The organism is Labilibacter marinus, from assembly GCF_001659685.2.
Lineage (GTDB): Bacteria > Bacteroidota > Bacteroidia > Bacteroidales > Marinilabiliaceae > Saccharicrinis > Saccharicrinis marinus.
On record NZ_LXYE02000031.1, the window covers coordinates 1 to 12,178 of the forward strand.

A 12,178-nucleotide genomic window follows, 5' to 3' on the forward strand; every position below is an offset into this window, starting at 1 on the left:
CAATATTGTATCTCAATATACTTTTTGTATTGGCAATCAATCAAAATAAACAAACTATGGGATTAGAAGAGTTTTACTGGAAATATAAAAGAATAGATGATAGGTTTAGGGAAGCCGAAAGAATAGCGGGGCTTTATAGAAATGAAATGTCGAAGGAGCTTTTCGATTTGGCCGTAAATAACCATTTAGAACTTAAAAATCGATTAAACATATTAAAAGAACCGCTTTTAAAATTGACAGAAGAAGCTACGCAAGAAGTGTTTGAATGTTTTGATTATGCCTTATGGGCACAAAAAAATAATAAAGAGAATAAAGAAGAAAGCACAGTACCAAAACCACAAACTAAGCAAGAAGCGGAATTAAAACTTCAGAAAGAATTAGAAAGCTTACCTGCAGAATGCAGAGAGGAATACCCTCCTTTCTTTTGGGAATTGTATGAGCAAAGATTAAAGGAAAGTATATACAAAGATGCAGTGTATAAAGCGATGAAAAAAGTATTTGTTAAGTATTATCAAGATGATATATTAGAATTGGATGGAACGCATTTAAGAAGATTAGCTGTAAATATTTATTATAGCTGTGCTTGTTGTTTTATTAATGATGTTTATGAATTAGTGGATTAATTAATGCTTCGCTTCTAAAAAAGAAACTCCCACAAGAGGCAGGAGTATAGGAATATTTTCCTTCGGCACTATGGCCTTATTGTGATAAGATTCTAATACTCGATAGGTTTAATGGCTATTAAAATTTTACTATATAATCATCGTTTTCCTCTAGATGTATAAAAGTTAGTCTATTAATTTTTCCCAAAGTTTTAAACTTTGGGAAAAGTATGGCAAAGGTTAATACGGTTATAAATTTACCATTGTTTGGCATAATTTTACCTTTATTCCTAACTTGGGTATATCTACTTTTGAACCGTATTAAAATTTAAGACCGCATCCATGAATTTAGAAAGTAACAAACAAAATGCCATCGCATTTTATAAAATGGCCTACGAGGGAAACCCTCAAGGTGCAGTGGATAAGTATGTAGGAAGTGAATATATTCAGCATAACCCCGATGTAGCTAACGGAACCCAAGGGTTTATCGATTACTTTGAACGTATGCAAACCGAATATCCTAAAAAGTCGATAGAATTTGTAAGATGCATTGCGGAAGGAGATTTGGTGGCATTGCATTCACATCAAATATGGCCCAGTAACGACCAATATGTGACCATGGATTTTTTTAGGTTTGATGACAAAGGAAAGATTTGCGAACACTGGGACTCCATTCAGCAAATACCTGCAAAATCAGCCAATCCCAATACCATGTACTAAGCTGTCACAGAGCTTTACAAACCCTTATTGATGGAAATACTAGAACGAAAAGATTACTTTTTACAGTTGCTGGCCGAGCATATTCTTATTGCCTCAGGTGCATTAACTATTACTGCAATAGTTGGAATATCCTTAGGTATATGGGTATTTTATTCTTCAAAAACGCGAGGTTTTGTGCTTTCGCTAGTTAACTTTTTGTATACCATACCATCCATTGCCATGTTTGGTTTATTAATACCCTTGGTGGGCATCGGTTTAAAAAATGCACTTATCGTATTGGTGTTATATGGCTTGTTACCTATGGTGCGTAATACCTATACTGGTTTAAGCGAGGTGCGTGCCGATGTTGTTGAGGCAGCTCAAGGTATGGGTGCTACCCGATATCAAATTTTCAGAGATGTATATTTTCCGTTGGCCCTACCATCTATTATTGCAGGCTTGCGGGTAACTACCGTTATGCTGGTTGCTTTAACAGGTTTGGCGGCTTTAATTGGTGCAGGAGGTTTAGGGCAAGCTATTTTTAGAGGATTAAATACCATGAACACTGCTATGATTGTAGCAGGTTCTTTAGGTATATCTATTCTGGCTATTTTAATGGATCGTTGGGTAGGTGTTTTTGAGCATCGTTTGGTTCGTGTGGTAAGTAAAAATGCTGCTCCAAAGCAACGCATTGCAGTGCAAATTAATGTAGCTGCACTGGCATTAGTTATTGGTTTGGCGGTGTTTTATATAAACCCCTTTCAATCCAGCCATACTCATACCGTTACAGTAGCGTCGAAACCCACCAGCGAGCAATTTATTTTGGGTGAGATAATGGCTCAGCTGATAGAAAAAGAAACCGACTTAAAGGTGATTCGCAAGTTTGGTATTGGTGGAGGAACAACAAATATTCATCCAGCACTATTAAAAGGTGAGTTGGATATGTATGTAGAATACACAGGTACCGGATGGATGAGTGTATTAAAAGAGAAATTGCCAGCCGATAAGCAAGTGGATATTCAGGCTATTCAAGCACTATATCAAAAAAACTATAAACTACACTGGATGGGTTTATTGGGTTTTAATAATACCTATGCCTTAGCTATTCATGATAGTATGGCCAGTAAATTCAATATGAGCTCATGTTCCGATTTAGCTTTAAATAGCCAGTTTTTTGAGTTTGGTGCCGAGTTCGATTTTTTTGAACGTATTGATGGTTATCAGGGATTAGTAGATACCTACGGATTTAAGTTTGCATCCATTCATGAGATGGATATTAACCTAAGATATAATGCAATGCTTCAGGGTAAAGTAAATGCCATTGATGCTTTTACTACCGATGCCAAAATTGTGGCGAATGAGCTAAAGGTACTAAAGGATGATCTAAACTATTTTCCGAGTTACGAAGCGGGCATTGTAATTCGTCAGGAGGTGCTGGATGAATATCCTGCGCTTGAAGCAGTATTGAGCAAGCTAAATAATAAGATTGATACCGAAACGATGATGCAGATGAATTACGAAGTAGAGCTTGCCAATAAAGAACCTAAAGAAGTAGCTAAACAATTTATCCAACAACTTTAAGCCATGAGTATGCCTCAATCAAATATCATAGAATTATCGGAGCTTAACTTTGCCTATGAAGATAAGAAAGTGCTGAGTAATTTATCTTTTACCGTGGCAAAAGGCGAATTTATATGTCTCACGGGAAAAAGTGGTTGTGGAAAATCTACCTTATTACGTTTAATGAATGGACTTCTAAAGCATCAGCAAGGAAAGGTAGAAATTCTGGACAAAGAAATCCAGCAATGGGAAATTCATGAGCTGCGACGGAAAATGGGGTATGTACTTCAGGATGGAGCTTTGTTTCCACACCTGACAGTATACCAGAATATGTGTTATTGTATGAAGCTGAACAGCTTTGATGAGGCCAGCTGTAAAAAGCGCATCGACGAACTTTTGCCTTTGGTTAATTTAGATGCAGAACTCTTGTCTAAATTTCCAGATGAATTAAGTGGAGGCCAGCGGCAGCGTGTAGGTATTGTAAGAGCCATTGCCCATAATCCCGAAATGGTTTTAATGGACGAGCCATTTTCTGCCTTGGATGCCGAAACCAGGATTAGTCTTCAGAGTTTGGTTAAAGCCATTCATAAAAAGCTTAATACCACCTTTATTATGGTAACGCATAGTAATGATGAAGCAAAAAAATTAGCATCCCGAATTATATATATGAGCCAGGGACAAATAGAAACGATTCATTAAAAATTCATGAACAAAATTACCTTATTAATGCTGAGCATTTTGCTTAGTACAGCCACACTTATGTCTCAAAATAAGCATCAAGGAGATACTTTAGTGTTGGGCGGAGCTTTCCGTTATACCTACATGAATAATAGTTGGGACAAAACGCATCAGGAAACAGGTGGAAGAGCCATTTTTGATGTACTCATCTTTAATGCCAAAGGGCAGATTAACGGTATTGAGTTTGCCGTGGAAAATCGTTATTATGCCGAATCGTTTGGGGGTTTTATGCTGCGGAATGGATACGTAGGATTGCCTTTAAATAAGCATCTTAAACTAAAGTTAGGAATGCCACGAACACCCTTTGGAATATTGCCTTTTACCAGTAATAACTTCATGTTTAATATGCAATATTATATCGGGTTCGAAGATGATGCTGATATAGGTGGATTGTTAGAGTATAGTAAAGACAATATGGAAGCTCAACTGAGTTTTGCTAAAAATTCGGAAGATATATTTAGTCAAGGTAACCGACGATATGCCTATGATATTAGTGGGAACAATCAGGAGGTAAATCAGTTTACAGGTAGGCTAGCACGCCACTGGGGCAAGTCTATGCCAACAGAGCTAGGTGTATCAGCTCAGTATGGAGGTATTTACAATTCCATCACCAAAGAAACAGGTAATAAATGGGCGGCTGCTGTGCATGCTGTTATCCAAAAAGGTAGGTGGGATTTAAAAACAGAGCTGATGACTTATGAGTTCTCGCCCATAGATTCCATTGAAGTAGATTATATTGAGATGGGTGCCTTTGCAGCGGATTATCAAGTGGCCAAAAAGGGTGTGAGTTATAGTATTGCACTAGGGTATAAAATAGATGTAGGACACACACTGCTCAATGATATTAAGTTTTATAACGACTTTTCTGCTTTGGCAAAATCGGAAGCCAGTTTTGATGATTCGTACATGAATGTAACAGGATTTATGGTGCATACAGGCCCCATTTATATGTTAGTAGATTATGTGCTTGCCATCAATCAACCTTGGATAGGAGATAATTATTCTCAGGCCTTATCTGTGGGTGGAGATAGTGGATGGAATCGTCGTTTTAATATTAATATGGGTGTTTACTTTTAAATAAAAAATAGGCTAATGAACACATCATATGAAGCTGATGTTTTTAGTTATGAGCACTTATAAATTTGGTATTAAACCGCCTTGCATTATAATACAGGTCTGATATAATTAAAAAATTACTAAAGAAAAAATATAAGCAAATGAAAATAGCAATAACCTCGGCCAGTGGCCAACTCGGAAGAAGTATCATTTCAAAAGCCAAAGCTGCATTTGGAAAGGAAAATGTGATAGGTTTGGCACGTACGCCAGAAAAGGCCAAGGACTTAGATATAGAAATTAGGAAAGGAGACTACGATAAAGCGGAAGATTTTGCCGAAGGATTAAAAGGCATTGAAGTGGTGGTTATCCTATCAGGTAATGCAGAGCCCGATAAACGCATTCAACAACATCGTAATATTATTGAAGGAGCCAAAGCCAATGGAGTGCGAAAGGTAGTGTACACCAGTATTGTAGGTGAGCCGGGTAAATGTAAGTTCGATGCTGTAATTATAAGTAATCGACAAACAGAAGAGGATATTATCAATAGCGGACTTGAATATGCGATAGGGCGCAATGGCTTGTATGTAGAAGCGGATATTGCCTGTATTCCCCAGTATATTAATGCGGGAGAAATTAGTAACTCAGCAGGAGAGGGCAAGTGTGGATATACTACCCGTAAAGAATTAGCCTTAGCCTATGTTAATATGATTAAAAACGATGCCTTAAACGGAGGCGTTTACAATTTGTTTGGAGAGGCTATTACGCAATTGGAACTTACCCAAGCAATCAATAAGGTTCATGGAACGCAGCTAAAATACAGGGCAATGAGTGTAGAGGGCTACGAAGCGGATAGGGTAGGCCTTTATGGCGAATTCTTTGGAGGTGTTATTGCTGGGATATACGAAGGTATTAGAAACGGAACCTTTGACGCTCCATCTGATTTTGAAAAAGTAACAGGGCAAAAACATCAAAGCATGCTGGCATATATTGAAGAAATGAAGTAAGTTAAAAAGGTGTTTCTGCTTTGATGGAGCAGGAATACCATTATTTTACCAGGCACCTACTCCACCATTTTAATGATGCCTTCAAAGTCTATAGCATCACTGTTATTTACAATAATCAGTTTCGACTTGTTTGTCTTATTTAGTAAATAGTAGGTAGTAATAAACTCAACTTGACAATTATAGATTTTAAATTTCATTTTACCATAAGGGTAGGTTCCTCGGGTCAAATACTCCTCAATATATTCTACCTTAAAATCTGGCCATCTATCTTTAAGCATATATTTAAATTCACTCCTTAATTCTTTAAATGAGCGTTTGTTCAAGTTGTAATAGGGAGGTTGCATAAGGATGATATTATTATACAAATTCATCGAATCTTGGAGGAAAGCATAATGTGGTATATTCTCCAGGTTTTGCAATCTCGCCGCTCTATCCTCAACGAGTGAATCAGCAAATTCTTTGCCTTTGAATAATGAAGCAAACTGGCTTGGCCGAATTTTTACGTAATGAGGCGGTTTATCAATAGCTAAATCTAAAGCATAAATTTTATCTTTCGATTGGCCGCAACTCGAAATAATAATAGCTAGTATGACTAAAGTAATACCTTGTTTAATATTTTGGTAGGCTTTGTATAAAATGCTCATGGTTTAAAGCTTTAATAAATAATTAGTTAATGATGGTTTGGTGTACTGATTCCTTAAAATCTTCATTGCTCATCTCGATAGCCAACTCCTGGGCTTTTATCTTATAGTTATTGTTGTTGAGTAAATCAAGCAATTTGGCTTGTATGTTTTTAGCATTAATGTTACTTACATCAATCCCCAAAGGACCAGATCCTTTTTCGTAATTAATTTTATTCCATACATACTGGTCAATAATATGCGGAAGAATAAGAGAGGAGCAGCCGTATTTTAAGGCAGTATGTGTGGTGCCCGAACCGCCATGATGAATGACCGCATACATTTTAGGAAATATAAAATCGTAGGGAATGTTGGATACAAAATGAAATAAATCTTTGTTATACGAAGCGGGTTCAATAAGTCCGCCAGATGCTGTGTTGATAATAGCTGGAATATTGTTTTGCTCCAGCACATTCATTATAACTTTTGTCTTTTCGGCCGGAGCGGTATTAATCATACTTCCAAAAGTAAGAAATACGATTTTCTGATGTTTTCCTAAAAAGTCCTCCAACGCTTTACTCGGTTCCCAATTTGTAGTTTTACTTCTTTCGTGATACCCCAGCACTTGTAAATGATTACTCCAGTAATTGGGGCGTTGAAAAAGGGTAGGAGAAATGGTGTAAATAGCTCGGTTACTAAATAGAGCTTGTTGAATTTCGCGTTGTTTTACTTTAGATGACGATGATAACCATTTAACAGACCCCATAATGGTTTTTACCAAGCCAAAATTCGCCAATCGATAAGTGAGTTTATTTAAAAATGGACCATAGTTGCCATTGAAAGCAACATGCGCATGATTCTTCACATAATGGAGGTAGGGAACTGGGCTTATTAATATTGTTTTACCTACATTTTTTCTACTCCATATAACGGGATATATTACTTTGCCATTGTGCAGAATCCTATCTGGCTTTTCCTGCTCGATAACGGATTCCTGAATCAATATCATCTTTTTATTGACCGCATTTTGCATGGAAATAAGTTTGATATATGCCCTCAATTTCTTAAAACCAAAGCTACCGCCACCCATGGCAATTTGCCCAGCAGGACTATCCAGCATTTCAATAAACTCTTTTCCTAAGGAAGCAAAGTCAAAGCCAGACTCTTCGGCAATATTTCTAAACTGTTCAGGAAACATACAAATAATATGATGTCCCTTATCTTTAAGGATTTCGCCAAGAGCCAGGAAAGGCTCCATATCACCTCTGGTACCTATGGATGTAAGAATTATTTTCATTTAAACCTGTATAAATACGATTTCGATTTGCAATGTATAAAAATCAATACCATTCTCTATAAACAAAAATAGGACTATCAAGAAAGCTAAACTCCCTTTGATAATCCTATCTTCCTAATCTTTGTTAGCTTATTAAGTTTTTATCAGTTTTAAAAATTGCCCAATGCTATCCGAAAATAAAACCAATGTTATAACTAACCAACCATAGTTATTCCTTCTCTGCCCAATAATCTACTACAAAAACATCATCTAAAATTGGCCCTAAGGTTTTACCTGCCGCTAAATGTGCCTTATGAAAAACGTAATTCTCTCTGGCATTTGCATCGTTAAAAGTGATGGTGTAACAATACTTAAATCCTTTGCTAAATCCTTCAGTACTATTGTTAATACCCCATTCCATTGCTGCTATTTGCGGAATATCATTCTTTAAGTTTTCAAATTGCTTCAGTGCTGCATCAATTTTCTCCTGACTCACATCCTCTTTAAACTTAAAACCAACCACATGTCGTAATACTTTGCCTTGGGTATTTAGTTTTTCAGGAGCTACTTTATAAGCAACTACTTTCTTTTTTTCAAAGTCGTTGGAGCCAGCTACAAGAAAATTGTCTTCGCCAACTTTAAGAGAACGCAATCCATAATATATAGAATACCCAGTTTCTAAATAATTAATAGGCGTAAGTATTCCTTCGGCATCGAGTTTACATAGCTGAATGCTAGCATCATCACGAGTTCCTACAGCAATAATGGCTTCCGTATCGTTGGATGAAATAATTTCAATACGGGTTTGTCCTACGAGTTTGGTATTTTCATCATCCTTTAAAATAGAATGTGGAATAAGTTCTCCTTTTTTGTTGATCTTAAACACGTTTACCGCATCTCCGTGATACACAAAGTCAGGTCGTTTAATAAAACCTTTTCGTTTGTAATATTTATGATGTCTGTGTCCTACGATTACGTAATGATTGCCAGCTAAGGTAACACCTGTAACAGGGTAAGCACCTGTTAAATATCTATCCGTAGTATTATCGCTAATGCTATTGACATGTTTAAACTTACCGCTGTCGTACACTCTAAAACTGCTTACTCCATTGTCTTGAAATCCACCTGTATATAAAAATGTTTTACCATTGATTTTATGCACAAACATGCCAATGATTCCGTCGGTATGAATCGCTTCAGTATCCTTCATAGATTGAACATGAGTCAGTTTTCCGTCGTCGTGTATTTTAAAACAACTCAAACCTGGGGTGTCTTCTAATCCTCCTGCAAAAAGATAGGATGCTCCTTTCATATGCACTACTTGTAAGGTAATGCCAACGCCTATATGAAACTCTTCGGTATCATGTATCATAAATACCTGTTTCAAAGTTCCATTGTCTAAAATTTTAAATACCTCAATGGCATCTCCATATTTGTTAGCAATAAATAAGAAATCTGTACCATTAATATGATCTGCCACCATTCCGCGTGCCGGACCTTTTTTCTTATAAAGTTCCTGAATACCAACTTTTGCAAGCTCTCCGTTTTCGTTTAGGCTATAAATATCTACATCATCAAAACCACCCACATATACGTATTGGGTTCCGTTTTTCTCATAACTGGTTATGGATACGGTATTTTTTCCTGTAATATCTTTAAAATCGGTACGATGAAGTGTTAGTTGATCAGATACTTGTGCCTGGCTGATTCCCGACACCAGTAATAAGCAAATTGCAATGATATTTCTTAAGTTATTCATATAAATGATAATTGGTTTATGTAAATGCGAAAATAATAGACCTTAAGCGCTAATGCTGTTAATACGATGTTAAGGTAAATAATTTCTAATATTAATAGCTACTGTTCAAATATGCTTTTTATCTATTTTGATGTTCTTGTAATTGAGAAACCGTTTTCTAAAATCGATTTTTTAGGCCTATTTGCAAGCTAATAGCATTTAGTTTAAGTTTGCAGCCTTGTTGCAATAATATAAGAATAAATAATGGATAAGAATGCAGTGATGCCAGTAACTATTATTACTGGTTTTTTGGGAGCGGGAAAAACAACCTTGTTGAATGAGATACTTCAACAAAATGCAAATACTAACTTTTTAATTATTGAAAACGAAGCTGGTAATGTAAATATTGATGGCGGTTTAATAAAAGGCAACGATCAAAATAGGGTGTTTGAATTAACCAGTGGCTGCATCTGTTGCTCTTTAAATACCGAACTGGGGACTTTACTCAATAGCATTATTCTATCCAAAACAAAATACGACCATGTAATTATAGAAGCTACAGGCATGGCAGATCCAGGACAAATTATTAGCACTTTTACGGGTAATCGTGTTCAAAAATACTTTAGTTTAGATAGTGTTGTTTGCATGGTTGATGCAGAATCGTTTGTAAATAGAGTGACCAAGTTTAGAGAAGCTTATAGCCAAATAGCGCAATCCGAAAGAATTATTATAAACAAAACAGATTTAATATCGGAAGAGAAAATGATTGAGGTGGAGGAGAAGATCGCTTCTATCAATCCTTTTGCTGTAGTGCAAAAAACAACCTTTGGTAAAATTGAGGATGTAGATATTTTAAATAGCGGTTTATTTCAGCCCAAGAAAACGGAAGAATCGATCATTGATTTTAGTAACCTGAGTTTGGCCACATCAAATAACAATCATGCACACCAAATTCAAACACTAACCTTTAGTATACCTGGAGCATTTGACATGGAGAAAGTATCTCTATGGCTTGAAGAGTTTCTACTCGATAAAACACATTATATTCTTCGTATTAAAGGTATTTTAAGTATTGACGATATGAAGCATAAAATCATTATTCAATCGGTAGGTAAGGATTATCATATAACACAGGGCAGTCGTTGGGCTGAGGATGAAATTCGGGAAAGCAGAATTGTTTTTATAGGAACTGGTTTAAAAGAGGATGAGATAAAACAAGGTATAAATAGTAGTGAGTTGATGAAATCATAAAAGATGAATGGAGTGTTGAAACACTTTCATCTTATAACTAAACTCTTTGTACTGTTTTTAATCTAATCGTGTATACACTACATAAGTGTGCAAAGTATGAAAAACTACGAATATTAAACTGAGCACTATATACGTAGCTGTTAATTTGGGTATTTTAAAGTACGCTTTATTGCCCATTACACCAATTCCAATAAACCAAATAATAGTAGTAAAAGCTGGTGCGGTAAAACCTACAAGGCTATTGCTCCAACTGGATTCTGGATAAAGTATTAAAAGCAACCACGACAGAAAGTAGATGCATATACCTACTAAGTAAATGAGCAATCCTCTTTTTTTCTTTGAACTTTTAAATGAAAGCATCATAAAAGCAGGAAGAGCAAACACTAATATTCGGAAAATATTTTCGCCGTAAGATATAATTGGAGGGATGTCTTTCCAAAATACTTCCGCACTAAAAGCCTTTGGTAAATGCTTGTATAAAGCAATGTTCCATATAAAAATAGGAATTAATAGAAGGAAGCCGTTGAGTAGGTGCTTTTTTTGCAGGAACATTTGAATAATATTAATTTATGGATGCATTTTCAATGTATTCTTTGGGGCTAAGTCCTGTTTTCTTTTTGAACAAGCGAGAAAAATATTGAGGATACTCAAAGCCCAGTTTATAAGCGGTTTCTGAAATGGATGCATTAGAGGCAAGCAATAGGTTTTTAGCCTCTTCAACTAGATATAAATTGATTTGATCAACGGCTGTTTTTCCTGTTTCTGCTTTCAGGGTATCTCTCATATATCTATGACTAACACCTAATTGACTTGCTAGCCACTCCACAGATGGTATTCCTTTTTCTTCCAATTGTTTCGATTCAAAATACTCATTTAGTATTTCTTTAAAACGTGTAAAAAGTGCCTTGTTAATTTCTTTACGATTTATAAACTGACGTTTATAAAAACGATTGGCATATCTCAATAAGGCTTCAAGATGAGTTAAAATTATATCCTTACTAAACTCATCCTGATTGTTTTGGTATTCTGTTTCAATATTTTTAAAAATAGACTTCATCGTCTTTTCCTCTTTGGGTGAAAGATGTAAAGCCTCATTTACATTGTAATTGAAAAAATTGTATTTCTTAATTTGTTTTTGAATACCCAAGCCTCGAATAAAATCTTCGTGAAAAGCGATAAACCATGATTCGGAACTAATGACTATATCTTTTACCGTATAAGTCTGGTTCGGTGCAGAAAATAGCAAGGTGCCGGTGCTGCTATCATATTTGGTTCTTCCATAAAGTATTTCGCCTGAAACAATATTTTTTAAACTGATAATATAAAATTGGTTGGTATAGCTCACAGCTTTTTGCGAAGTCACACAGTTTTCAATTTCATTAGCATTCAAGGTTTTTTGTCCAATGGTGAAAAGTGGATTTTCAGGTTCAGGCAAGTTCTGAGCTCGATTAAACTCTGTAATATTTTTAAAGTTTATTATATCCATTATGGTAAATGTACGTAATTATTGGATGTAGTTAAATTCTATGTTTATAGATTCGATAACAATATTGTCCTAAATAAATTGGTGCTTCGCCCAAACCTGACTTCATCCTGAAACAATTAAGAATACTCAATCCTTAACTGTTCCGATA

12 protein-coding genes are annotated in these 12,178 nt (G+C 35.7%); 7 read left to right on the forward strand and 5 right to left on the reverse strand.

Annotation, left to right across the window (positions count from 1 at the left end):
• The 6 genes from A8L32_RS13125 to A8L32_RS13150 all read left to right on the forward strand — a co-directional run.
• Positions 1-623 (forward strand): hypothetical protein (locus tag A8L32_RS13125; protein ID WP_233145486.1); only part of this gene is annotated, 623 nt, incomplete at its 5' end.
• Between the two features lie 321 nt (positions 624-944).
• Entirely contained in the window at positions 945-1,322 is a 378-nt protein-coding gene (locus A8L32_RS13130) for a nuclear transport factor 2 family protein (RefSeq protein ID WP_075590706.1), read from the forward strand.
• A 30-nt stretch (positions 1,323-1,352) separates the two neighbouring features.
• Complete coding sequence (locus tag A8L32_RS13135) at positions 1,353-2,882, forward strand: ABC transporter permease/substrate-binding protein (protein ID WP_075590707.1); 1,530 nt, start codon at positions 1,353-1,355, stop codon at positions 2,880-2,882.
• 9 nt (positions 2,883-2,891) lie between these two features.
• Positions 2,892-3,560, forward strand: a complete 669-nt coding sequence (locus tag A8L32_RS13140) for an ATP-binding cassette domain-containing protein (protein WP_075590708.1) — start codon at positions 2,892-2,894, stop codon at positions 3,558-3,560.
• 6 nt (positions 3,561-3,566) lie between these two features.
• Complete coding sequence (locus A8L32_RS13145; RefSeq protein WP_075590709.1) at positions 3,567-4,676, forward strand: hypothetical protein; 1,110 nt, start codon at positions 3,567-3,569, stop codon at positions 4,674-4,676.
• A 140-nt stretch (positions 4,677-4,816) separates the two neighbouring features.
• The gene (locus tag A8L32_RS13150) at positions 4,817-5,659 is read left to right on the forward strand and encodes an NAD(P)H-binding protein (RefSeq protein WP_075590710.1); all 843 of its coding nucleotides are present in this window, start codon (positions 4,817-4,819) and stop codon (positions 5,657-5,659) included.
• Positions 5,660-5,715: 56 nt separating this feature from the next.
• Here A8L32_RS13150 and A8L32_RS13155 read toward each other — a convergent pair whose 3' ends face one another.
• From A8L32_RS13155 to A8L32_RS13165, 3 genes are all read right to left on the reverse strand, one after another.
• The gene (locus A8L32_RS13155) at positions 5,716-6,303 is read right to left on the reverse strand and encodes a hypothetical protein (protein WP_075590711.1); all 588 of its coding nucleotides are present in this window, start codon (positions 6,301-6,303) and stop codon (positions 5,716-5,718) included.
• A 22-nt stretch (positions 6,304-6,325) separates the two neighbouring features.
• Positions 6,326-7,576 (reverse strand): glycosyltransferase, encoded by a 1,251-nt coding sequence (locus A8L32_RS13160; protein ID WP_075590712.1) that lies wholly within the window; start codon positions 7,574-7,576, stop codon positions 6,326-6,328.
• Between the two features lie 208 nt (positions 7,577-7,784).
• Positions 7,785-9,314, reverse strand: a complete 1,530-nt coding sequence (locus tag A8L32_RS13165) for a Dabb family protein (protein WP_075590713.1) — start codon at positions 9,312-9,314, stop codon at positions 7,785-7,787.
• Positions 9,315-9,557: 243 nt separating this feature from the next.
• On the opposite strand from A8L32_RS13165, the gene A8L32_RS13170 reads away from it, so the two are divergent.
• On the forward strand, positions 9,558-10,544 hold the full coding sequence (locus A8L32_RS13170; RefSeq protein WP_075590714.1) for a CobW family GTP-binding protein: 987 nt from the start codon (positions 9,558-9,560) through the stop codon (positions 10,542-10,544).
• A gap of 57 nt (positions 10,545-10,601) precedes the next feature.
• Here the strand turns inward: A8L32_RS13170 and A8L32_RS13175 are convergent, their stop codons facing one another.
• Both A8L32_RS13175 and A8L32_RS13180 read right to left on the reverse strand, forming a co-directional pair.
• Positions 10,602-11,096 (reverse strand): hypothetical protein, encoded by a 495-nt coding sequence (locus tag A8L32_RS13175; protein ID WP_075590715.1) that lies wholly within the window; start codon positions 11,094-11,096, stop codon positions 10,602-10,604.
• 10 nt (positions 11,097-11,106) lie between these two features.
• Positions 11,107-12,030, reverse strand: a complete 924-nt coding sequence (locus tag A8L32_RS13180; RefSeq protein WP_198931779.1) for a helix-turn-helix domain-containing protein — start codon at positions 12,028-12,030, stop codon at positions 11,107-11,109.
• Between the last annotated feature and the right edge of the window lie 148 nt (positions 12,031-12,178).